The 21,096-nt window shown below is 62.3% G+C and carries 23 protein-coding genes and 1 pseudogene; 12 read left to right on the forward strand and 12 right to left on the reverse strand.

The window, feature by feature from the left end:
• Positions 1-105: 105 nt before the first annotated feature.
• Complete coding sequence (locus FBY03_RS17225) at positions 106-870, reverse strand: SdiA-regulated domain-containing protein (RefSeq protein WP_306102484.1); 765 nt, start codon at positions 868-870, stop codon at positions 106-108.
• Between FBY03_RS17225 and FBY03_RS23320 the strand changes: the two genes are divergently transcribed.
• Positions 817-1,077, forward strand: coding sequence for a hypothetical protein (locus tag FBY03_RS23320; protein ID WP_256677960.1), 261 nt, complete (start codon positions 817-819; stop codon positions 1,075-1,077). The two genes, FBY03_RS17225 and FBY03_RS23320, sit on opposite strands and share 54 nt — an antisense overlap.
• A gap of 185 nt (positions 1,078-1,262) precedes the next feature.
• Here FBY03_RS23320 and FBY03_RS17230 read toward each other — a convergent pair whose 3' ends face one another.
• Positions 1,263-2,141: a hypothetical protein gene (locus FBY03_RS17230; RefSeq protein ID WP_256677961.1), complete on the reverse strand. Its 879-nt coding sequence runs from the start codon at positions 2,139-2,141 to the stop codon at positions 1,263-1,265.
• 359 nt (positions 2,142-2,500) lie between these two features.
• Here FBY03_RS17230 and FBY03_RS17235 point away from each other — a divergent pair, with 359 nt between their 5' ends.
• From FBY03_RS17235 to FBY03_RS17255, 5 genes are all read left to right on the forward strand, one after another.
• On the forward strand, positions 2,501-3,034 hold the full coding sequence (locus FBY03_RS17235; RefSeq protein WP_147173590.1) for an ATP-dependent zinc protease: 534 nt from the start codon (positions 2,501-2,503) through the stop codon (positions 3,032-3,034).
• A 203-nt stretch (positions 3,035-3,237) separates the two neighbouring features.
• The gene (locus FBY03_RS17240) at positions 3,238-3,633 is read left to right on the forward strand and encodes a YkvA family protein (RefSeq protein ID WP_147173591.1); all 396 of its coding nucleotides are present in this window, start codon (positions 3,238-3,240) and stop codon (positions 3,631-3,633) included.
• 309 nt (positions 3,634-3,942) lie between these two features.
• Positions 3,943-4,635: a response regulator transcription factor gene (locus FBY03_RS17245; protein ID WP_147173612.1), complete on the forward strand. Its 693-nt coding sequence runs from the start codon at positions 3,943-3,945 to the stop codon at positions 4,633-4,635.
• A 16-nt stretch (positions 4,636-4,651) separates the two neighbouring features.
• Positions 4,652-5,854, forward strand: a complete 1,203-nt coding sequence (locus FBY03_RS17250; protein ID WP_178090685.1) for a HAMP domain-containing sensor histidine kinase — start codon at positions 4,652-4,654, stop codon at positions 5,852-5,854.
• A 392-nt stretch (positions 5,855-6,246) separates the two neighbouring features.
• On the forward strand, positions 6,247-6,909 hold the full coding sequence (locus FBY03_RS17255) for a class I SAM-dependent methyltransferase (RefSeq protein WP_147173593.1): 663 nt from the start codon (positions 6,247-6,249) through the stop codon (positions 6,907-6,909).
• A gap of 444 nt (positions 6,910-7,353) precedes the next feature.
• Here FBY03_RS17255 and FBY03_RS17260 read toward each other — a convergent pair.
• From FBY03_RS17260 to FBY03_RS17290, 7 genes and pseudogenes are all read right to left on the reverse strand, one after another.
• Positions 7,354-7,786 (reverse strand): annotated as a pseudogene (locus FBY03_RS17260) (GNAT family N-acetyltransferase).
• A 205-nt stretch (positions 7,787-7,991) separates the two neighbouring features.
• Positions 7,992-8,300 (reverse strand): ribbon-helix-helix domain-containing protein, encoded by a 309-nt coding sequence (locus tag FBY03_RS17265; RefSeq protein ID WP_147173594.1) that lies wholly within the window; start codon positions 8,298-8,300, stop codon positions 7,992-7,994.
• 112 nt (positions 8,301-8,412) lie between these two features.
• Positions 8,413-8,994: a DJ-1/PfpI family protein gene (locus FBY03_RS17270; protein WP_147173595.1), complete on the reverse strand. Its 582-nt coding sequence runs from the start codon at positions 8,992-8,994 to the stop codon at positions 8,413-8,415.
• A 176-nt stretch (positions 8,995-9,170) separates the two neighbouring features.
• Complete coding sequence (locus tag FBY03_RS17275) at positions 9,171-10,328, reverse strand: phosphatidylserine/phosphatidylglycerophosphate/cardiolipin synthase family protein (RefSeq protein WP_147173596.1); 1,158 nt, start codon at positions 10,326-10,328, stop codon at positions 9,171-9,173.
• A 216-nt stretch (positions 10,329-10,544) separates the two neighbouring features.
• Complete coding sequence (locus tag FBY03_RS17280; protein WP_147173597.1) at positions 10,545-10,883, reverse strand: amidase; 339 nt, start codon at positions 10,881-10,883, stop codon at positions 10,545-10,547.
• The gene (locus FBY03_RS17285; protein ID WP_147173598.1) at positions 10,880-11,998 is read right to left on the reverse strand and encodes a serine hydrolase; all 1,119 of its coding nucleotides are present in this window, start codon (positions 11,996-11,998) and stop codon (positions 10,880-10,882) included. The genes FBY03_RS17280 and FBY03_RS17285 overlap by 4 nt, the downstream gene beginning before the upstream one ends.
• Positions 11,999-12,177: 179 nt before the next feature.
• Positions 12,178-13,068 carry an acyl-CoA dehydrogenase family protein gene (locus tag FBY03_RS17290; protein WP_147173599.1) on the reverse strand — a complete coding sequence of 297 codons (891 nt, stop codon included), beginning with the start codon at positions 13,066-13,068 and terminating at the stop codon, positions 12,178-12,180.
• A gap of 150 nt (positions 13,069-13,218) precedes the next feature.
• On the opposite strand from FBY03_RS17290, the gene olsB reads away from it, so the two are divergent.
• The gene (olsB, locus tag FBY03_RS17295; protein WP_147173600.1) at positions 13,219-13,977 is read left to right on the forward strand and encodes an L-ornithine N(alpha)-acyltransferase; all 759 of its coding nucleotides are present in this window, start codon (positions 13,219-13,221) and stop codon (positions 13,975-13,977) included.
• Between the two features lie 64 nt (positions 13,978-14,041).
• On the forward strand, positions 14,042-14,830 hold the full coding sequence (locus FBY03_RS17300; RefSeq protein ID WP_147173601.1) for a 1-acyl-sn-glycerol-3-phosphate acyltransferase: 789 nt from the start codon (positions 14,042-14,044) through the stop codon (positions 14,828-14,830).
• Positions 14,831-15,093: 263 nt separating this feature from the next.
• Here the strand turns inward: FBY03_RS17300 and FBY03_RS17305 are convergent, their stop codons facing one another.
• On the reverse strand, positions 15,094-15,699 hold the full coding sequence (locus FBY03_RS17305) for an ACP phosphodiesterase (protein WP_147173602.1): 606 nt from the start codon (positions 15,697-15,699) through the stop codon (positions 15,094-15,096).
• 158 nt (positions 15,700-15,857) lie between these two features.
• On the opposite strand from FBY03_RS17305, the gene FBY03_RS17310 reads away from it, so the two are divergent.
• Both FBY03_RS17310 and FBY03_RS17315 read left to right on the forward strand, forming a co-directional pair.
• Positions 15,858-16,160, forward strand: a complete 303-nt coding sequence (locus tag FBY03_RS17310; RefSeq protein ID WP_147173603.1) for a helix-turn-helix transcriptional regulator — start codon at positions 15,858-15,860, stop codon at positions 16,158-16,160.
• Between the two features lie 75 nt (positions 16,161-16,235).
• Entirely contained in the window at positions 16,236-17,285 is a 1,050-nt protein-coding gene (locus FBY03_RS17315) for an alkene reductase (protein WP_147173604.1), read from the forward strand.
• Between the two features lie 74 nt (positions 17,286-17,359).
• Here the strand turns inward: FBY03_RS17315 and FBY03_RS17320 are convergent, their stop codons facing one another.
• Positions 17,360-18,211, reverse strand: coding sequence for an ATPase (locus FBY03_RS17320; protein WP_147173605.1), 852 nt, complete (start codon positions 18,209-18,211; stop codon positions 17,360-17,362).
• A 235-nt stretch (positions 18,212-18,446) separates the two neighbouring features.
• On the opposite strand from FBY03_RS17320, the gene FBY03_RS17325 reads away from it, so the two are divergent.
• A complete protein-coding gene (locus FBY03_RS17325) occupies positions 18,447-18,761 on the forward strand; it encodes a hypothetical protein (RefSeq protein WP_147173606.1) in 315 nt (104 codons plus the stop codon).
• Positions 18,762-18,767: 6 nt separating this feature from the next.
• Here the strand turns inward: FBY03_RS17325 and FBY03_RS17330 are convergent, their stop codons facing one another.
• Positions 18,768-19,760, reverse strand: a complete 993-nt coding sequence (locus FBY03_RS17330; protein WP_147173607.1) for an NAD(P)-dependent oxidoreductase — start codon at positions 19,758-19,760, stop codon at positions 18,768-18,770.
• Between the two features lie 186 nt (positions 19,761-19,946).
• Between FBY03_RS17330 and FBY03_RS17335 the strand changes: the two genes are divergently transcribed.
• On the forward strand, positions 19,947-21,005 hold the full coding sequence (locus tag FBY03_RS17335; RefSeq protein WP_147173608.1) for a trans-acting enoyl reductase family protein: 1,059 nt from the start codon (positions 19,947-19,949) through the stop codon (positions 21,003-21,005).
• Positions 21,006-21,096 lie beyond the last annotated feature (91 nt).

Genomic DNA, 21,096 nt, shown 5'->3' on the forward strand with positions numbered 1-21,096 from the left:
GACGCCCAGATTGGACGTTGGGGCGGCTCCAGACAAGCGAAGCGAACAGCACCGACTTTTTCTACAGAATCGACCCATTGCGGGCACTCAGAAGCGCCTACAAAACTAGGGCCGACTCACCTTGCGGAAGGCGTAGAACAAATTTGGCTCGCTGACAACATAGAGATTTCCCTCATTGTCCAGGGTTACCCCTTCTGGCTGTGGGGCTGACTCTTTCAGGTCACTCAGCAAGCCGACGAAATTACGGAAGCTGACCAGTTCCCCTTCATCAGTCATCTCCACGAGCAATTTCGACTCATCGCTCAGAATCACCAGATGTTTGGTTTTTGGGTCAAAGTAGATGTCCGAAAGATCGGTGGCGAACACCTTGTCGTCGATCCAAGAGGTCAAATCAAGAATCTTGATTTGCATCCTCTGCCCAAGACTGGCCCCTACCCCGGAAATCTCATAAAGCTGCCTTGGATTCCGTTCCTTGACCATGAACAATCGATCATTAGCAGCATCGTAGGTGATACCTTCGAAGCCCTTATTGCCATTCAGGTTGATACCCAGAGACAGGTACTGCGCATCCGCATGGTGGATGGTCTGTGATGCTTCCGGGAGATTGAAGAAACTCAGCTCTTGCGTGCGCTCGTCGACAACCACTACTCGGCTGCCCCCCATGTAGGCGAGCCCTTCGATATCACCAAAACCATCCAGAGGATATCTTTCGGTGACATCACCAGTTTTGTTCAGGGCAACGAGTTCCGTGGGGCCCCCGTTGATAACACCCAACAGACGATCTTGGTCATAGTCATAGACGATTGCGGAGAGATTTTGCTCAATGCCCTTGACTGGTTTGGCATCGATATAAACCTTGTAGTCCGGCAGTCAGATGCTTTTATCTTTCCACGCGGCGGCATTCAGCTGGCTCTTCAGGTCAAAAAAGAGTCTTTCGTCCCAATGATGGAATTCAGACACCGCGAAGCTGATGCTGCCGATGAGAGACAAACCCAGAATCCACAGCTTGGTCCTGCGGCTCATGGAAGGCTTTGGGGCGGTAATAGCCTGAGTTTCAACAACGCGTTGCACCTGTGAGTTTTCCTGTATTTGCTATGAGTTCTGGAGCTATCAAGAGAAATGTCAGAGGGCTTCGCTATCCCTTTTGGCAGCCTGCGGGCGTGGGCTTGCAAGGTACCTGTCTGGCACACCGGAGCCTGGGCACCGATGGTTTCAGCAAGATGACGGCTTACGGCCCTGGGCATACACGGTGGTTATGCAGTTCACGATCCATTTGGTTGGCGGCTGATTTCAAGAATGCGGCTGCGTCCCTGCTCAGCGAGCAAATAGCTACCAGAGCCGAGGGGGATGATGGTTTGCGCCGCACGCAGGTGCTGGAGAATCACCTGGAGATGACCTGTTGAGTCGAGCAACAGCAAGCGCGCCATATGGGTGGCATCTTCCGTAATCCATAGGCCATCTCTCGTGCATTGCACGTAGCCCGGCGCGTTAAGACCCTCGACGACAAGCTTGTCTGCGCCTACGGGTTGCCATTGCTTGACCCAACCCTTGGCTTTTTCGGTATAGAAAAGCCGCCCGTCGGGGCAAACGCTGACACCTTCACCCTCGTCCAAACCATCGCGTAGGACGCTGAGTTGCCGGGTCTCAGGATCGTAACGCAGCAACCGCCCTTGTGGTTTGTCTTCGATGGCGAACAACGAGTGGCCATCGGTGGCGATCCCTTCGATGCTGTCAGCCTCGAACAACACTTCACGTTGGCCGTCGCGCAGCCAGAGTACCGGCTGAAGCCCGTCTTCCTGGCCCGTCACCAACCCGCCCCGGAATACCACATGACCGTCCGGCTTGGACAATCCCTCCAGCACCTCGGTACTGCTGCCGTCAGCCTGCATGAGCAAAATTTTGCCCAAGGGCTCCGGAAACTCCTGACTGACGAACAGAGCACCCTGCGCATCAAGCGCTAGGGCACTGACCTTGGGTATACCTAGAAGGAAGACTTTATAGTCCCAGCCTTTCGCAGCAGTGACCGGGTACAGATGGTGCCAGGCTGGGTAAGCCAAAGCACTGGCCACTAGAACTCCGAGCAAAGTCAGGAGCGGACGCCATCGCAACTTAAAAATAATCATCGGGGGGTGTTTTTCCATGGCGAGTGACACTCGCGCAAACCATGCCTGATGCGTCGTGAAGAAAGCGTTGTCGCGTGTGTCGGAGTACCCAACGCTTTAGCGTGTTCAACCTGAAGCCACCAGCGTGTCGACTGAGCTGGATAAAGGACGTGGTTCGTGTCGGGCGCAAGGTGGGTAAGAAAATGAGCAGAGCGCCAACCAAAGTGACAGCTCACCGCTGCGGAAGCAGCCCCAGGATGAACCCTAATACCTGCTGCTCTGGCGCCCTTCAGCAAAGCAAGTGCGGTACTGCAGGTGAATCACCGGTTCATCGCCTTAACGGGTTCTTGACGAGCGCTCGGGCACAGTCTCGCCATCACATCTCCGAGGAACCCGATATGGCACGTTCAACTCTTCAGTGGCTCACTGCGGCTGTTTGCGCTCTCATGGTGACATCACCTGCTTTTTCCGCGAGCAATAGCCAGCCCAAGGTGTTTGGCTGGGTCGAGGAAGGCTTGCTCCTGCCTGAAAACATTTCAGTGAAAATCAAGCTCGATACAGGAGCGCTGACCTCCTCAATGGACGCTAAAGACCTGGAGCGGTTCGAGAAGAACAATGAAAAGTGGGTGCGCTTCAATGTCGAACTAAAGGACAGTGATACCGGCAAACTTGAAAGCGTCCCATTCGAGCGTCGGGTAGAGCGCAACATTAAGGTACGGGGTGCCGGCGGCGCCGAGCGCCGACCGGTCGTGCTGATGAAGATGTGCATTGGTGATAAGGTCTATAACGAGCAGTTTTCGTTGAAAAATCGCGGAAAGATGCTCTACCCGGTACTCATCGGGCGGCGCACCCTGGAGAACCTGGGGGCGGTGGATGTTTCCCGTACTTTCACCATGGAGCCCAAGTGCGGCAAGAGTGCTTCCGCTCAATAGTGCATGGCGATGAATAAAGCGAGTGAGCCACAAATTTGCATAACTGCGACGCTGGCCATGAGCACCGGCACCCTGCGTCCAAGCACATTTCCAGTGTCGCAGGGGGCGTTCAGTGAAAAGCGGTTTCTCCCCTGTTCGGCTTTTGGCGTAATAGCCTCGCGGATATTCGTAGGCACCTTGACTCAGGCTCGGACGGTTACTGAATGAAAAATCTGCTCAATCAATTGCGTGTCTGGGCCAGAGAGCTGAAACGCCAGATCATGGTGCTGTGGTTTAGTTACCGACACCCCGAGACACCCCGGTTGCCCAAGTGGATTGCGATCTGCGTGGTGGCTTATGCCCTGAGTCCGATCGACCTGATTCCAGACTTCATCCCGATATTGGGTTATCTGGATGACGTAATCATTCTGCCGCTCGGCATTCTGCTGGCCATGCGGATGATGCCGATTGAGATCCTTGAAGAGGCTCGACTACGCGCAAGTGAATGGGAGAAAAGCCAGACGCCGCGGCCGGTTAATAGGATTGTGGCAGTGCTGATAGTAATGGTCTGGCTGGCTGTACTGGCGGGAGTATGGGCTGCCTTGGCGTTTCGTCCGTAACGCGCTCGATCGCTTCGGACTTCATCGCCCACGACAGGTGGCCAGCTGTAGGCGAGAGTGGCCGGTTTGCTGGAATGCCTGGGCCGATGATCGGCCTACCTGTGCGGAGAGCAATCATTGGATGAGACGTCGAGCTAGCCTCGCAGGCTCGAATGCGCCACCCATGCGGCATGCCACAAATTGCCCTAAAAACGACATCCAAGGCTACCGGGATCATTCTCGCCGGCAGCCGCCAATCGATACCGCAAACGCTCGCCGACGACCCTGTTCGGCAGAGACAGTCAGGAAACAGCTAAGTTGAACACGACCTTGCGCATCCTAATCATCGAAGACAATCCGGACATCGTAGCCAACCTCTACGAATACTTTGAGCCGCTCGGGCATCAACTCGATAATGCGCGCACCGGGCATGCGGGGCTGACCAGGGTGGCTGAGCAGCGGTTTGATGTCATCGTGCTGGATGGCATGCTACCAGGCCTCGATGGTTTGGAGGTGTGCCGGCGCCTGCGCGAAGAGCTGCACTGCAAAACTCCGGTACTGATGCTCACTGCGCGCGATACCGTCAACGACAAGGTGACAGGGCTGCGGGCTGGGGCAGATGATTACTTGGTCAAACCTTACTCGCTGATCGAACTGGAAGCCCGGCTGGATGCACTGGTCAGACGAGCCACGCCATCCATGGCTGATCAGGTGTTGCGTTTTGGCGAGTTAGAATTCGACACCGGAATATTCGAAGTCAAGCGTGCGGGGCAACGGCTCGAAATCACCCCGATTGGTTATAAACTACTGGCCGCCCTGCTGCGGGCGGCGCCACGGCTGGTGACACGCGAGGAGTTGGAGCAAGAAGTCTGGAAGGATGCGCTGCCGCTCAGTGATGCTCTTCGCAGCCACATTCACACGCTCAGACAGGCTCTCGACAAGTCTTTCCCCGCGTCCCCTCCGATGCTACTCACCGTGCCTGGCATTGGCTATCGTCTGGTCGACGGCGATGCATCCCAATAACTCCTTACGCGGGCGCATGATCGCCGCCTATGTGTTGCTTGCGGTAGTTATCGGAGGTGTGTTCGCCGGCTCAGCGTTCTTCGTTGTTGCGCAAATCGAAAACGAACTCATCGACGAACGCCTTGCTCGCGCAGCTGAACTATGGGCTGCGAGTCCATATCGCTCGGTTCAGCCACCAATTAGCGATCTCAGTTTCTTCGTGGACAAGCGCATCCCTCAAGCCATGCAACAGCTGACGTTAGGCACGCATGAACTGCGTCTGCAAGGCCGTGGTTTGCATGTACTGATCGGAGCGGATAGTGGCCAACGTTATGCCATTGTGGATGACCAAAGCGACTTCGAGTCCATCGAGTCATCGTCCTACATTGCCTTGGGCATCGCTTTTTTAGGGGGCATTGCCTTGGCCGTCCTGATTGGGCGAGCCAGTGCAAGCCGAGTAATCCTGCCTCTCACTAATTTGGCCAGTGCGGTTCAAGACGAACGCCAGACAGAAATCCTGCCTGGCCTCGATGCCACCGACGAAATTGGTGTGCTAGCACGGGCTATCGATGATCGCACCAATCAGTTGAGCCTGGCGCTGCAGCGCGAGCGCTGGTTCACCGCGGACGTCAGTCATGAGCTTAGAACCCCGCTGACCATCATGCTCGGCGCGGCCGAAGTCCTGACCAGCCGCTTACGGGATCGCCCTGATCTGCTGGTCATGACCGAGCGCATCAGACGTAACGCCGCGGATACCGCACAACAGGTCGGAGCCCTATTGCAGTTGGCCAGGGCGCCGGAGAACACGGATCGCACTCTGGTCGCCCTGCGTCCCTTGATTGAGCATGAGCTGGAGCGCTGCCAGCCATTGCTTCGCGGAAAAAACCTGACGCTCAAATTCGCTGCTGCCGAGGACGTTTCAGTCCAGGCCGTTCCGGAGTTGGTCGCCATTGCGCTGAGCAATTTGATACGCAATGCCTGCCAGCACACCGAGCAAGGTGTCATCACCGTCCATCTGAATGCAGCTCAAATTGTGGTGGAGGACAGTGGCACTGGCTTACCTGAAGCCGTTCGCGCCCTTCTGTTCGATCGGTTCGTTCGCGGCAGTGAGGCTTGCAGCAATGGGTCTGGGCTGGGTCTGTCTATCGTCAAACGAGTGACCGAGCATCTTGGCTGGACGGTTCGTCATGATCCGGTCCCCAGTGGGGGTAGCCGCTTCACACTGCAGTTCCCCACCTAGTACTGGGGGGCGACTCCAGGCGCTCACGCGCGTGGTAGCTCTGCCTCGGAATTCCAGCGGCAATGATGGGTTTGCCTTAGCCATAGCCCTAAACACCGCCGTGTTTCTATCTCTCGTAGTAAGGGGCGGTGGCTATGTTTCAGGGGCTAGACCTTAACGCCCGATGCCAAGTCGGTCCGTCAACAAACACCGCCGCCTTTCTTCACGGGTTCTTGATCGATGACCGCCGATACTGCAGCTATCCCAAGGTGTCGCGCACTATTGCCTGCGCTCCCGGCCGGATGCCGGAAGGGAGTCCACCGTCGCAAATCTACATGTCCTCCAGCGCAAAGCGTTGGGGGCCGGACGGTCTAGCAAAGGAGACCTTTTCGCTTAGGGAAACTCAGTAACCGATGAATACCCACGTTAAACAGCTGTACCGCGGACGCAGCAAGTACAACCAGCAGACGGCACGCAACTATGAAGAGCAGCGTTCGGAAGCCAAACATGCCGCGGAAATGCGCCTGGTTGATCGTGCGCTCTCCCACATCCCGCGCTCCCATCGCGTGCTCGACGTCCCCTGCGGCGGCGGGCGCATCACCGCTCACTTGGCAGGTAAGGGCTACACCATCAGCGGCGCCGACCTGTCCGATGCGATGCTGGAGCTTGCCCGGGCCAACCTGGCTGCTCAGGGATTCCCCTGCTCGGTCGAGAAACAGGACCTTGAGCAGCTGACGTTGCCCGACCGCAGCGTTGATACGCTTATCAGCTTCCGCCTGTTTCACCATTTCCCCGAGCCACGCATCCGCCAACGGATCATCGGCGAACTGTGTCGCGTAGCCGACCGCTACGTCGTTCTGTCCTACTTCAGCCCGCTGTCCATCACCTCGCTGAAACGCCGCATCCGTGAGCTGCGTGGGGGCCGAAAATCTGAAAAACATTCGACGTCATTGGCCGAGGTTGTAATTTACTTCCAACTGGCAGGCTATCGTCTGGTCAAGGATTACGCCCGCCTGCCGCTGCTGCACACCCTGCACCTGGCGGTCTTCGAGAGGATCGACGAAGGACAGGCCTGATCAGGCGGTGCTGTCACGAAACGGCGTATTACGGCTGATCCAGACCGTTCACTTCGCTCTCGCCTAAACTCCATGTGCTGGCGGAGGTTGACCGTGTACCGCCTTGCAGCAACCTGAGTCGTCCCGACATGCCTAGACACTTTCTAGGCTTTGTTGGACTACCCTTTGAGGCCGTGAAGCTCAGTCTTGGGTTCGATCAATCCACTGGTCCGCCATCTCTTTCTTGCTGCAAGGTTTTCAGTCTCTCAGAGATAATGACTGTCATGTTGCATCGACCGGTTGAATCCACAGCCGTTTTCTACCGCTCACGAACGGCAGAAAACCATCTAAAAAGCTGGCGGTAAAACCTCAAAAAATCAGCCATTACAGGACCAACAGATCGGCTTCAGTAATCGAGCAGCACCCTCCCCCGCGAGTCCGGGCGGGATCAAAGCTCCCGCACCATCACCACTGTTCCTTGCCCCAGGCCTGGAATTTCTCTAGCACCTGCCATCCGCGCTTCGCGTAGTAGTCGCTGCGATCATGCGTGTGCAGGTACAACCGCGCGGTGCCGCTGGCCTTTGCCTGGGCGCAGATGCCTTCGATCAGGCGCTCCGCCAGGCCTCTGGCATGCAGTGTAGTGAAGACGCAGGCAACCCAGGGGCCCAGCTCCGGGCGCTCGGGCAAGTCGTTTCTGGCGAGTGCGGCGCTGCCGAGTAGCTGACCATTCTCCAGGGCGATCAGGCACTGCCAGTCGCCGTTGCCCTGCCCTTCGGCGCACTCACGCTGCCAGTCGGCGGGGCTGCTCGGCGAACTCGTAGCCGAACTGTCGATGCAGCCACTCCACCAGGGTGTCGCTGCATTGCATATGGTTGCTTAGCCAGTCCAGGCGAAGCATGTGGCGTTTTCCCCTGTGTTTTTTTGCTGGGTACAGATGGGGACGGAGCGATGACGCTGGCTAAAGCGAGCCGCGCGAACGGCCAGCCATAAAGGCCATCGCCTGCCTGGACATCGGCGGTGGTAGATCGAGGGTTGCTGGTTACGCCCAGCCGCTCACGCCGACTGCGGCATAAGGTGCTGAATAGCCTTTGAGCGGCTGCCCCTCAGGGCATGGCGCGCCCCGGCACCAGGCTCAACTCGCTGACCTTGTCGCGGCGCTGGGCGAGAAAACGCGTGCAGCTGACGCGCAGGAAGGAGGCGAAGTTGACCACCTCGCCGCGGTAATCGATGACCTCTTCGTACAGCTTGGTGATCAGCTGATTGGTGGTCATGCCATCGACTTCGGCGATCTCGCGCAGGATGTCCCAGAACTGGTTTTCCAGACGCAGGGTGGTGACCACGCCGCGAATCCGCAACGAGCGCGAGCGCGACTCGTAGAGGATCGGGTCGGCTTTGACGTAGAGTTCGCACATGAACCATGGCCTCTCGAATGGGACTCTGTGGCAGCGACCTCGGCCGCTAAAAAGTGCTGAATTGTCGCTGATTGGAGCGCCTCACACCCGCTGCCACAGTTAAACATCAGCCTTACAGGCTGATCTTGGTGCCCAGCAACGTGAGGAATCCGGCCAACCAGATCGGGTGCGCCGGCCAGGCCGGGGCGGTAACCAGATTGCCCTGGATATGCGCGTGATCCACGGCGATGTCCATGTACTCGCCGCCGGCCAGCCGCACTTCCGGGGCGCAGGCCGGGTACGCGCTGCAGGCACGGCCTTCGAGCACACCGGCCGCTGCCAACAGCTGGGCGCCATGGCAGACCGCGGCAATCGGCTTGTCGGCCTTGGCGAAGGCCCTGACCAGCTCCAGCACCTGCTCATTCAAGCGCAGGTATTCCGGGGCACGACCGCCGGGAATCAGCAGCCCGTGGTAATGATCGGCCTTGACCTTGGCAAAGTCGTAGTTGAGCACGAAGTTGTGCCCGGGCTTTTCGCTGTAGGTCTGGTCGCCCTCGAAATCATGGATGGCGGTGCGCACGCTTTGCCCGGCGACTTTGTCCGGGCAGACCGCGTGCACGATGTGACCGACCATCTGCAGGGCCTGGAACGGCACCATCACTTCGTAATCTTCGACGTAGTCGCCGACCAGCATCAAAATATTCTTCGCAGCCATGACGTTCTCCTGACAGGTTAAGGACGCAATGAGTTTCCGCCGCCTAGTGAGTCGACAGGTAATAGCCTAGAACTACGTCAGGAAAAAACTAGCACCAGACGGACGCCGAAAAGCTTGCGAGCGCGGCAGGCGACCGGGCTGAGCAGCAGATGCGCACAGGCGCGTGGCGTTGTCGCTCAACGGCGACGGTCGAGCAGGTTCACCACCACGCGATCCAACCAGCCCCACACGCGCTGCTGGGCACGCCGCCACCAGGGCCGCGCGCGCCATTGCGCCAGGCTGATTTCATCGCTGTCGGCGAAGTCCTCCTGAAAACTGGCCACCACCGCCGCGGTCAGTGCCGGGTCGAGCGCCTCCAGGTTGGCGTCGAGGTTGAAGCGCAGGTTCCAGTGATCGAAATTGCAGGAGCCGACGCTGACCCAGTCGTCTACCAGCACCATCTTCAAATGCAGCAAACGTGGTCGGTATTCGAAGATCTGCACCCCGGCCTTGAGCAGCTTCGGGTAATAGCGCTCGCCGGCGAAGCGCACCGGTAAATTGTCGGTGTGCCGGCCGCTCAACAGCAGACGCACTTCGACCCCGCGTGCCGCGGCTTTGCGCAGGGCCCGGCGCACCTTCCAGGTCGGCAGGAAATACGGCGTCGCCAACCAGATGCGCAGCTTGGCCCCGCGCAGGGCGCGGATCAGGGATTGCAGAATGTCGCGGTGCTGCTGGGCATTGGCATAGGCCACCCGGCCCAGCCCCTGCCCCACGGGTGGCGGCACCGGCAGGTGCTGGAGCCCCGGCGCAGGCTCCGGACGCCAGGCAAAGCGCGCCTGACAGGCCTGCCATTGGCGCTCGAACAACTGCTGCCAGTCGGTCACCAGGGGGCCGCTGATTTCCACCATGACCTCATGCCAGGCGCTGTCGGCCTGACCCGGGACCCAGAAGCCATCGGTGGCACCGGTGCCGCCGACGAACGCCACTCGGCCGTCGACCATCAACAGCTTGCGATGGTCGCGGTACAGGTTGCGCAGGCCACGGCGCCAGCGCAGCGGGTTGTACCAGCGCAGCTGTACACCGGCGGCGATCAGGCGCTGCCGATCACGCGCGTGCAGCGCCTGACAGCCGTAGTCGTCGAACAGGCAGCGCACCACGACACCGCGTTGCGCCGCGGCGCAGAGCGCCTGCAACAAGGCGTCGGCACAGACGCCGCTTTCGACCAGATAGAGTTCCAGCTCGACCTGCTGCTGCGCGGCAGCGATCGCCGCGATCATGCGCGGGAAGAACCTCGAGCCGCTGCGCAACAAGGCAAAGTGATTGCCGCTACGCCAAGGAAAGATCGCCTTCGACATCAACGCGCGACGAACGCAGGAGAGGCGCCGACCGGCAACGCCGCGCGAGTAGCCGGAAACAGGGTATAGGGCCGATGCATAAGTCCTCGGGGGTCGATATCCATTCAGCCGCCACGATAGCCGCCTGGACGGCCCTTGCCCACCCTGCCCCGCGCTAATCGGCGCACGGCGCGATCATGCGCTTGCCCGACACCGCTCAGACGCCTGTCAGCCTGATCAAGACGCCGGCAACGGCTCGGCCTGCGGCAGCAACCGACAGCCCTGACGCGGGCTCAGCCATTGCGCGGTCTGGCTGCTGCCCAGGCCGCGCGCGGTGACCCGCTTATGCGCCGGGTCATCGAAAAAGCCACTGAGCGGCAGGTACTGCTCGACGTAAGTCGCGCAGTACTCGGCCGGGTTGTTCGTCACATAGCGGCAGGAGCAGTACTCCTTGGCCGAGTAGGCACCGATGATCCCCGGAAACGCTTGTAGGTGGCTGCGGTTCTGCCAGGCCAGAGCGGCCAGCACGAGCATGCCCAGCAGCACGAGAGAGGTGAACGGACGACGACGGATCATGGCTGCACCTGCGGGGCAAAGGCGGCTTGGACCAGCTTGAGCAACTGGTTGTGTTGGTAGCTGCCGTCGCGATCATCGGCGTAGCGCACCACCACCAGCTTCTCGCTGGGCAGCACATACAGGGCTTGGCCCCAATGACCGAGGGCGGCGAAGGTGTCGGCCGGCGCATCCGCCCAGGGCTTGGCCTGGCCTGGCACGGCGACGTTCAGCCACCAGTGCCCGCCCGGTACCGCATCGCCCGGTTTGTCCGCCTGCGGCAGGTAATTGGCGAACGCCGTGCGGTTGAATTCGACCCAGGCCTGGGGCAGCAATTGCCGCTCGCCCCACCGGCCATCGCGCTGCATCAGCAAGCCGACACGCGCCAGATCGCGGGCAGTCATATAGGCATAGGAGGAGCCGACGAAGGTGCCGCTGGCATCGGTTTCCCATACGGCCGAGGTGATGCCGAGCGGCTCGAACAGCGCACTCCAGGGATAATTCGGGTAGGCCTCGGCGCCGACCATGCCCTTCAACGCGGCGGACAGCACATTGCTGTCGCCGCTGGAATAGCGAAACCGCGCGCCCGGCTCGGCATCGGCCGCGTGTTGCGCGGTGAAGGCGGCCATATCGCTACGGCCGCGGGTGTAGAGCATGGCCACCACCGACGACTGCAGCGGTGCGTATTCGTAATCTTCCTGCCAGTCCAGGCCCGAGGCCCAGTTGAGCAGGTGGCCGACCTTGACCCCCGGGTGCGCGGCGAATGCCGGGTAATACTGGGCCGCCGGCGCATCGAGCCGGAAGCGCCCTTGGCCATAGGCCACGCCGAGGATGGTGGCGAGCAGGCTCTTGCTCACCGACCAGGTCAGGTGGGCCGTCTCGGCCGTAGTCGGCCCGGCATAGCGTTCGTAGATCACCTGACCGTCGCGGATAACCAGCAAGGCATCGGTGCGCACGCCCGTGCGGCTGGCATCGTCACGCGCGGGGAAGGCATAGGCTTCCAGCGTGGCGAGCGCCTCGCTGGGCGCGGCAGGTGCCTGCGACCACTGCTGCGCGGGCCAGTTTTCCGCCTGGGCCATGGCGCAACCCAGCGCCAAACCAAGCGCCAGACTCAGCCGACGCATAACGGGAATGGACATAAAAACGCCTCTAGCCGTGAAAAGTGCCGCACCCTAGCACGCCGCCCATGACGTTAAACAGCGGCGCACGCGTCAGCTGGGTCAGCGTGTGCGGATAGCCTCGGGTTGGCATCACGTGGGCAGGGCGCCTACTGATCTGGATCAACCCCGCACAGAGGCTACAGCTAGACGCAGACCCGCTAGGACATCAGTCCCAGCGTCGCCGCGGCCTTGGCCAGGCGTTTGTTGCGCGCCAGCCCGGCAATCGAGAGCAATCCCTTATCCCGCCGCCAGAGCGCCGCCCACGCCTCTGGTCCGCTGTCGAGCGCCGCATCCAGCTCGCCGCTCAGCGCCGCGAACTGGGCGAACAGTCCGGCCAGCAGCACATGGGTCGCCGGGCTGTTAGCGCTCAGCCGGCTGACCTCCGCGCAGCCCGCCAGCAGGCCCAGCAGGCGCAACTGCAGGGTCTGGGGCCAGGCCGACTCCTGGCCCAGCGCCGATAACCAGGCGCTGAGCGCCGTCAGCACGTGCAGGTCTTCGATGCTGCGAAACGGTTTCACGTAGTCATCCCAGCCATCGCCGGCCAGACGCTGGCAGTGGGCATCGGCCAGGTGCAGACGGGCATGACCGATGTCCGGCATCATGGGTAAGGTCGGCAACGCCTCGATACGCACGCCCGGCGCGCCGGCGCGCACCACGCCCAGGGCCAAACGCGGCGCCTGCTCGGCGGCCTCTTCGCGGGCCGCCACCAGCAACCAGTCGGCGGCCTCGGCGGCGGTGACGTAGTCCTTGCGCCCGCTCAGCGTCAGGCCACTCAGGCGGGTGCCCATGTCCGCCGGGCGCACGCTCTTGTTTTCGGTCACGCACAGCGCGCCCAGCGACCAGGGCGCCGATGGCCAGAGTACGCGCAAGGCGCCCTGATACCCGGCGAGAAAAGCCAGCCCCGGGGTCGCCGCCAGGCGCCCGCCGAGCAAGGCCAGTTCGAACGGTGGCGGGTTGCCCAGACGCTCGAGCAAGGTCGCGTACCACTCATCCAGGCTGGCGGCGACGGGCAGGCGGTCGCGGGTTTGCATCAGGCGTTGCCAGGGCATGTCAGGTTCCTCTGCTGTTTTTATAGTGAGCCGCTGTCATACAAGTATCACCAAAGGTTCACAGTCGTGACACCGGGTCTACCTAGCCTGAGCTTGCCCAACAAGATCGACCGGCCGCAAGGCAAAACGCCGGCAAACGGAGATTAAGGTATGACCCAGATCACCCTCACCCGCGCCAGCAACGTCGCTCCACGTCGCCTGCAAGCCGAGCGGTTGCTCGGCCCCGAGGCCTTGCGTGAAGCCCAGGCGCTGCGTTACCGCGTGTTCAGCGCCGAATTCGACGCCAAGCTCAAGGGTGCCGAGCAGGGCCTGGATGTGGATGACTACGACATTCATTGCGAACACATCGGCGTACGCGACCTGAACAGCGGTGAACTGGTCGCCACCACCCGTTTGCTCGACCATCAGGCCGCGGCCGGCCTGGGTCGCTTCTACAGCGAAGAAGAGTTCAGCCTGCATGGCCTGGCGCACCTCGAAGGCCCGGTGCTGGAGATTGGCCGTACCTGCGTCGATCCCGCCTACCGCAACGGCGCCACCATCGCCGTGCTCTGGGCCGAGCTGGCCGAAGTGCTCAACCAGGGTAGCTACCGCTACCTGATGGGCTGCGCCAGCATCCCCATGCAGGATGGCGGCATCCAGGCCCAGGCGATCATGCAGCGCCTGCGGGAGCGCTACCTGTGCACCGAACACCTGCGCGCCGAACCAAAGCTGCCACTCCCGGCGCTGGACGTGCCGGGTAACGTGATCGCCGAGATGCCGCCCCTGCTCAAGGCTTACATGCGCCTGGGCGCGAAGATCTGCGGCGAGCCGTGCTGGGACCCGGACTTCCAGGTCGCCGACGTGTTCATTCTGCTCAAGCGCGATGAACTCTGCCCGCGCTACGCCCGCCACTTCAAGGCGGCAGTCTGATCCTGGTTGCATGCAGCGCCGGCACTGTGTAGACAGTGCCGGCATTTGTGCCGAGGAGTGCTCGATGAAAACCCTACGCCTGTACCTGCGCCTGCTGCGCTTGTTGGCCGTGATCGGCCTGGGCACCCTGCTGGCCGGCACGGTGAGCCTGCTGGAAAAACTCTTGCGGCATGAGTTGCCGGCCCAGCGCCAACGCATCAGCCGCTGGTTTCTCGCCCGCCTCGCCGCCGTCCTGCCGTTTCGCCTCAGGGTACGCGGCGAGCTGCCACAGGCGCCGATGCTGTGGCTCAGCAACCATGTGTCCTGGACCGATATTCCGCTGCTCGGCATGCTCACCCCGCTGTCGTTTCTGTCGAAAGCCGAGGTGCGCCGTTGGCCCGTGGCCGGCTGGCTGGCGCAACAGGCCGGCACCCTGTTCATCCAGCGCGGCGCGGGCGACAGCGGTCTGCTCAACCAGCAACTGGGCCGTCACTTGCAGCAAGGCCGGCACCTGTTGATCTTCCCCGAAGGCACCACTACCGATGGTCTGGTCCTGCGTACCTTCCACGGCCGCTTGCTAAGCTGCGCAATCGACAGCGGGGTGGCCGTGCAGCCGGTGGCGATTCGTTACCTGCGTGACGGTGAGCCGTGCAAGGTCGCGCCCTTCATCGGCGATGACGACATGCTCTCGCACCTGCTGCGCCTGCTCGCCAGCGAGGTGGCCGAGGTGCAGATCCAGCTGCTGCCGCCGATCGCCAGCGCCGCACTGAATCGCAACGCGCTGGCGCGACAGGCGCAGCAAGCCGTGTCTGCCGCCCTGTTTGGCACCCGTGAAACCACAGCGGCGGACGCTAGCGCAGTCGAGGCGGCCTAGGGTCTGTTGCCGTTTCATTCGCGGCCGCGCCGTAGCTTGTTTTTGCGCGAGGCAAGGCACGAGGAGCGCGGTTTGGTTGTTCCAAATGAGCGACGAGAAACTCCGCATCGCGCAAAAACAGGCCCGGCCCTTCGGGTTGCGCGGGAAATGGCCCCCGCTGTTGTTGCAGGACTTGGCAAGGGAATGACCATTACCTGCGTCCCGCGCCTAATCGGGGGCCATTTCTCGCGGCAACGCGGTTCGCAATGAAACGGCAACAGACCCTAGGCGCCTGTCCCCGACAGGCCGCGCTGCTGATCCAGCTGCAGGGCGACGAAGCGCTGCAGCTCGGGATAGAAGGCGCGAAAGTCTGCGCTCAGTGGCTCATACAGGCGTTCCAGCTCGATCAGGCTGCCCTCCAGCAGGCCGGGGCGCGACAGGCGCCGGCCCATGCCATTGATCACCTGTTCCAGCACGGCGAAATCGTGGTAGCTGCCCAGCCAGTCCTGGGCGGCCATGCGTGGCGCGATCAGCGCCAGGCGTTCAGGCAGACTCGGCTCGGCGGCCAGCACGCGATAGACCCGCCCGGTGAACTGCGGCAATGGCTCGGCCGCGTAGTCCGCCCAGTGCAGCGCCAGGCAATGGTCGAAAAACAGGTCCAGGAGAATCCCCGAGCAGCGCCGCCGCTCGGCGGGAAAGCGCGCCCGGGCCTGGGCCTGCAGCGGATGGCTGTCGGTAAAGACATCGATGCGTCGGTGCAGGCGAATCGCCGCCTCGATATCCGCCGGCCACAGCCCGGCCAGCGGCCCTTTGACGAAGTCGCCGTACAGGCTGCCGAGCAGTTGCGCCGGCGCGTTGCCGCCGAGGTGTAAGTGCGCGAGGTAGTTCATCTGCAGGAGCTTACCCCGTCGGCACGGATTGGGCAGCGGCTTTTATCAGCGCCGTCGATGAGCACTATCGGCGCAAACGAACTGTATATCGCCAAGGCCCGATATAGAGTTCGCCGCATCGCGATATAGCGCTACAGCAATCCTTGGAACCCCTGAAGATGCCCATCGATATCGATGAAGTAATCAAAGCCCTGGCCCACCCGGTGCGTCGCGACATCCTGCACTGGCTGAAAGATCCGCAGGCCTATTTCGCCGACCAGGAGCACCCGCTGGAGATTGGCGTGTGTGCCGGCAAGATCGACCAGCGCACCGGCCTGTCGCAATCGACGGTGTCCGCCCACCTGGCCACCCTGCAACGCGCCGGGCTTGTGAGCAGCAAGAAAGTCGGCCAGTGGCACTTCTTCAAACGCAACGAAGACTGCATCCAGGACTTCCTGCGTCACATCAGCCAGGAACTGTAACGCGAAGCGGATCTAGCAACCGCCAACCCAACCCCGAACTCGCACGCACCCCATACCCCGACTGAGGATCATCCGATGCCTACGCTCTTCGACCCCATCACCATCGGCGAACTGCAACTCGCCAACCGCATCATCATGGCGCCGCTGACCCGCACCCGCGCCGACGCAGGCCGCGTACCCAACGCCTTGATGGCCGAGTACTACGTGCAGCGCGCCTCCGCCGGGCTGATCATCAGCGAAGCCACCGCGGTCACGCCGATGGGCGTCGGCTACCCGGACACCCCCGGCATCTGGTCCGCCGATCAGGTACGCGGCTGGAGCAATATCACCAAGGCGGTGCACGGCCACGGCGGCAAGATCGTCCTGCAACTGTGGCACGTCGGGCGTATCTCCGACCCCGTCTACCTGAACGGCGAAGCGCCGGTGGCGCCCAGCGCCATCGCCGCCAAGGGCCACGTCAGCCTATTGCGGCCGCTGCGCGAGCACTCTGTGCCGCGCGCCCTGGAGACCGAGGAAATCGCCGATATCGTCGAGGCCTATCGCCTCGGCGCGGAGAATGCCAAAGCCGCCGGTTTCGACGGCGTGGAAATCCACGGTGCCAATGGCTACCTGCTCGACCAGTTCCTCCAGGACAGCACCAACCAGCGCACCGACCGCTACGGCGGCTCCCTGGAAAACCGTGCGCGCCTGCTGCTGGAAGTCACCGATGCGGCAATCTCCGTATGGGGCGCCGGCCGGGTCGGTGTGCACCTGGCACCGCGCGCCGACTCCCACGACATGGGCGACTCCAACCGCGCCGAAACCTTCACCTATGTCGCCAGTGAACTGGGCAAGCGCGGCATCGCCTTCATCTGCGCCCGCGAGAAGGAAGCCGACGACAGCCTGTCGCCCAGCCTCAAGCAAGCCTTCGGCGGCGTGTTCATCGCCAACGAGCGCTTCACCAAGGACCAGGCCAACGCCTGGCTGGCAGACGGCAAAGCCGATGCCGTGGCCTTCGGCATCCCCTTCATCGCCAACCCCGACCTGCCGGCGCGACTGGCCGAGGATGCGCCACTGAACGAGCCGCAGCCGGAGACCTTCTATGGCGCCGGCCCCGTGGGTTATATCGACTACCCACGACTGTAAGCGCAGACGCCACTGTTCTAACGCGCAGAAAAAAGCCCGCTCACTGAGAGCGGGCTTCTTCATACGTGCCAGCCTCAGCGGGCGTCGATCTGCTGCTGCAGGTTCTGCACCTGGCCTTGCAGGGTGCTGATGTTGCGCGTCATCTGGGCGCGGAAGGCATCGAACTCGGCGGTATTGCTCTTCGCCGCCGGGCGGTTTTCCAGGTCGCTCTTGAGTACCAGCAGGTCCTGTTCCAAGCGCCCGATGGCCTGGTTCGGGTTGCCGATTTTCTTCAATGCCTCCACCTCGCCACTCAGGCTCTTGAGTTGCCCTTCGAGCTTGCTCACGTCGGCTTGCGCGGATTTCAGCGAGGCCTGCTCGCTTTTCAACGCCGCCTGCGCGCTGCTCAGACTTTTCAGCTGGCCGTCGAACTGGCTGGTCGCGCCTTGCTGGGTCTTCAGTTCGGCCGCCACTTGTTCGATCGACTTACCCTGAGCAGTCTGCTGGCTGGCGACGTTCTGCTGCTGCTTGCTCAGCTCGGCCAGCTTGTTCTCCAACTGCTTGACCTGCAGCTTGAGCGCTTCGCTGCCGCTGGTGACGGTGGATTCGGTGGCGACCACCTTGCCGGATATATCCTGGATACGCCCGGCAGCCTCCTCGCTGATACGCCCGAAACTTTCCTGGGTCGCGACCAGCTGCAGCTGCATCAGGTTGATTTGCTGAAAGCTCCACCAGCCCAGACCGCCTAAGGCAAAGGTCAGCGCGCCGACCAACGCCCAGAGGGGTCCGCTGCTGGCGGTTTTGACCGGTGCCACCGCAGCGCCGCGACCATAGGCTGGGGTACGCACCGCCGGCTCGCGGTGATCCGCATCGAGATCGTCGCGATCACGCGCGTCTGTGGTCAGGCTGGGCACATGATCGAGTTCGTCGTGGGCATCGTTACGCATGGATAAACCTTCAAGAAAACGTCGAGGGAGCTAAATGTCGCGCAGTATAACGGTTCGCGCGCCGTGCTTCAGCGCCGCGCCAAGCCAGTGCGATACGCACCGATGAAGGGCGCGACCTGGACTCATCGACCCGCGCCGAACCGCACAGTTCCAGCCTCGGCAAGCTGGTACAGGCTTTGCAAACCCTCACCCAGGTGCCCTCCCGGGGCCTCACGTCAACCACGAGGGAAGGCCCATGGAACTGAACAAAGCACTCTTGGATTGCATGCAGGCCCTGCGCCGCCGCCTGCGCGCCGAGTTGGCAGTGGACATCCGCCTGAGCCAGCACGACGCGATCAACGCGATGCTCAGCGCCTGCCTCACTTCGTCCGACGAGGAAACCCGGCAGCTGGGACAGCGCCTCGCCCAACTCAGTGACAGCCCGTTCAGCCTCGCAGTCGATGCACCTGCGCCTGTGGTGCAATCGGTCGCGCTGCTGGCAGATCCGGCAAAAACCGCACCGGTGTCTGGTTCGGTGCGCATCTACCGCGGGCAACGGGTCTACATTTGACTACGATCAGCTCGGGTGATGAGCTTTCCACCATTGGCAGAACTCATCCAGTGCCGTCCACAGGCTGACCGCCGGATCATAATCCAGCAGTTGCCGGGCCCGGCTGATATCCAGTGAGAAGTCCTTGGCCATCACCGCCACGCCCAGGCGGAACAGGGTCGGTTCGGGACGGCCCGGCAGCAGTTTGCACAACCCCTCGTTGAGCGCTGCGGCGCTGTAAGCCACGGCATAGGGCAGATGCCGGGTCACCGGCGGCAGGTCCAACTGCCGCAGCACGTAGTTGACCGCATCCCACAACGGCACCGGCGCGCCGTTGCTGATGTTGTAGACCTTGCCCAGCGCCGGTCCGGCCGCCATCAGGCCACTGAACAGCGCGTCGTTGAGATTCTGCACGCTGGTGAAGTCGACCTTGTTCAGACCGTTGCCGATGATCGACAGGCGGCCCTTGCGCTGCATGTTGATCAAGCGGGGAAAGATACTGGTATCGCCGGCGCCGGTGACGAAGCGCGGACGAAAGGCCATGACCTCCAGACCGAACTCCTGGGCGCCGAACACCTGCTGCTCGGCCAGGTACTTGGTCTTGCCGTAATGGTCGGAAAAGCGCTTGGGTACCTGCTCTTCGCGGATCGCCACATGTGCGTGCCCGTCGAAATAGATCGACGGCGACGACAGGTGCAGCAAGCGCCGCACATGCTGCTTGAGACAAGCCTCGATGACGTTCTCGGTGACCTGCACGTTGGCCTGGTGGAAATCCGCGTAGCGCCCCCAGACGCCCACCGCGCCGGCGCAATGCACCACCGTCTCGACGCCCTGACAGAGTCGTTGCGCCAGTTCCGGGTCGGACAGGTCGCCCTGGACGAACTCGGCGCCGCGCTTGACCAGGTGCTCCACCCCCTCGGCACGCCGGCCGTTGACCCGCACGTCCAGGCCCTGTTCCAGGGCAAAGCGGGCGAACCGTCCGCCGATGAAACCACTTGCACCGGTTACCAGAATCTTCATTGCCACCCCCAGTTGGCTTCAGCCGTTAGCGCACTCTAGCAGTGCCGGCAATGGGTCGCTGTGTCGTTGCACGCCAGAACAGCGACCGGGCAATCCACTTGGCCAGCCCCCCGATGGACCAAATTCCCCATGCTGATAGCGACTACGCTGTTAGCCAGCGCGATCTCGCCCTGACAGGAGTCCACCATGGCCACGCACAACTGGATGATCTACGGCGCCAACGGTTACACCGGCCACCTGCTGGCCGCCGAGGCGCAGCGCCAGGGCCTGACACCGATACTGGCCGGGCGCAATCCGGCGGCGGTGCATGCGTTGGGTAGCCTGCTGGGCCTGGAGTGCCGGGTCTTCGACATTCAGCAGCACGAGCGCGCGTGCGAGGCGCTGGCCGATGTCGCGGTGGTCGCCCACTGCGCGGGGCCCTTCTCCAGCACCAGCGCGCCGATGCTCGACGCCTGCCTGGCCAGTGCCTGCCACTACCTCGACATTACCGGCGAGATCGCCGTGTTCGAGGCCGCGCATGCCCGTGACGCGCAGGCCCGCCTACAGGGCCTGGTGGTCTGCCCCGGCGTCGGCTTCGACGTGATCCCCAGCGATTGCCTGGCCGCCTGCCTGCACCAAGCGCTGCCGGATGCCAGCCACCTGGCACTGGGTTTCGACAGCGCCAGCGGCTTGTCGCCGGGCACCGCGAAAACCACGCTGGAAGGTCTCAAGTTCGGCGGCAAGGTACGCCGCGCCGGGATCATCACCGACGTGCCGCTGGGCTACCTGCGCCGCTCGATCAATTTCGGCCGCGGCGAGAAGTCCGCGGTGAGCATTCCCTGGGGCGACGTCGCGACGGCTTACTACTCCACCGGTATCGGCAACATCGAGGTCTATATTCCTGCGCCCGCTGCGCTGGCCATCGGCATGCGCCTGCTCGACCCGCTACGTCCGTTGCTGAGCGGGACCCGCGTGCAGCAGGGCCTCAAGCGCCTGCTCGGCAGGCGCGTGCAGGGTCCCGATCAGGCCAGTCGCGAACGGCAGCGCACCTGGCTGTGGGGCGAGGCGCGCAATGCCGCCGGCGAACTCAAGACCGCGCGTTTGCAGACCGCCAACGGCTACGACGTGACCGTACACGGCACGCTGATGGCGGTGCGTCATCTACTCGATTACAGCGGCCGGGGCGGCTACTTCGCCCCCTCGCAACTGCTCGGCGAGCGCTGTGTGGAGCAGTTGCCCGGGTCGGGAAAAATTGTAATCAGCTAGTGTTCTGTCCCGCTAATACGCGAACAAAGTCGATGCAACTTTTCGAGGATTGAATCGGCGGTGGCGGTCCACCGGAAAGGTTTGCAGTTTT

Origin of the sequence: Pseudomonas sp. SJZ079, from assembly GCF_007993865.1 — a bacterium.
Taxonomy (GTDB): domain Bacteria; phylum Pseudomonadota; class Gammaproteobacteria; order Pseudomonadales; family Pseudomonadaceae; genus Aquipseudomonas.

What these genes read in the sequence shown, in the direction of transcription:
- FBY03_RS17230 (WP_256677961.1), bottom strand. Translation starts at nt 2,141, where the DNA reads ATGGAAAAACACCCCCCGATGATTATTTTTAAGTTGCGATGGCGTCCG.
- FBY03_RS17235 (WP_147173590.1), top strand. Translation starts at nt 2,501, where the DNA reads ATGGCACGTTCAACTCTTCAGTGGCTCACTGCGGCTGTTTGCGCTCTC.
- FBY03_RS17240 (WP_147173591.1), top strand. Translation starts at nt 3,238, where the DNA reads ATGAAAAATCTGCTCAATCAATTGCGTGTCTGGGCCAGAGAGCTGAAA.
- FBY03_RS17250 (WP_178090685.1), top strand. Translation starts at nt 4,652, where the DNA reads ATGATCGCCGCCTATGTGTTGCTTGCGGTAGTTATCGGAGGTGTGTTC.
- FBY03_RS17255 (WP_147173593.1), top strand. Translation starts at nt 6,247, where the DNA reads ATGAATACCCACGTTAAACAGCTGTACCGCGGACGCAGCAAGTACAAC.
- FBY03_RS17265 (WP_147173594.1), bottom strand. Translation starts at nt 8,300, where the DNA reads ATGTGCGAACTCTACGTCAAAGCCGACCCGATCCTCTACGAGTCGCGC.
- FBY03_RS17270 (WP_147173595.1), bottom strand. Translation starts at nt 8,994, where the DNA reads ATGGCTGCGAAGAATATTTTGATGCTGGTCGGCGACTACGTCGAAGAT.
- FBY03_RS17275 (WP_147173596.1), bottom strand. Translation starts at nt 10,328, where the DNA reads ATGTCGAAGGCGATCTTTCCTTGGCGTAGCGGCAATCACTTTGCCTTG.
- FBY03_RS17280 (WP_147173597.1), bottom strand. Translation starts at nt 10,883, where the DNA reads ATGATCCGTCGTCGTCCGTTCACCTCTCTCGTGCTGCTGGGCATGCTC.
- FBY03_RS17285 (WP_147173598.1), bottom strand. Translation starts at nt 11,998, where the DNA reads ATGTCCATTCCCGTTATGCGTCGGCTGAGTCTGGCGCTTGGTTTGGCG.
- FBY03_RS17290 (WP_147173599.1), bottom strand. Translation starts at nt 13,068, where the DNA reads ATGCCCTGGCAACGCCTGATGCAAACCCGCGACCGCCTGCCCGTCGCC.
- olsB (WP_147173600.1), top strand. Translation starts at nt 13,219, where the DNA reads ATGACCCAGATCACCCTCACCCGCGCCAGCAACGTCGCTCCACGTCGC.
- FBY03_RS17300 (WP_147173601.1), top strand. Translation starts at nt 14,042, where the DNA reads ATGAAAACCCTACGCCTGTACCTGCGCCTGCTGCGCTTGTTGGCCGTG.
- FBY03_RS17305 (WP_147173602.1), bottom strand. Translation starts at nt 15,699, where the DNA reads ATGAACTACCTCGCGCACTTACACCTCGGCGGCAACGCGCCGGCGCAA.
- FBY03_RS17310 (WP_147173603.1), top strand. Translation starts at nt 15,858, where the DNA reads ATGCCCATCGATATCGATGAAGTAATCAAAGCCCTGGCCCACCCGGTG.
- FBY03_RS17315 (WP_147173604.1), top strand. Translation starts at nt 16,236, where the DNA reads ATGCCTACGCTCTTCGACCCCATCACCATCGGCGAACTGCAACTCGCC.
- FBY03_RS17320 (WP_147173605.1), bottom strand. Translation starts at nt 18,211, where the DNA reads ATGCGTAACGATGCCCACGACGAACTCGATCATGTGCCCAGCCTGACC.
- FBY03_RS17325 (WP_147173606.1), top strand. Translation starts at nt 18,447, where the DNA reads ATGGAACTGAACAAAGCACTCTTGGATTGCATGCAGGCCCTGCGCCGC.
- FBY03_RS17330 (WP_147173607.1), bottom strand. Translation starts at nt 19,760, where the DNA reads ATGAAGATTCTGGTAACCGGTGCAAGTGGTTTCATCGGCGGACGGTTC.
- FBY03_RS17335 (WP_147173608.1), top strand. Translation starts at nt 19,947, where the DNA reads ATGGCCACGCACAACTGGATGATCTACGGCGCCAACGGTTACACCGGC.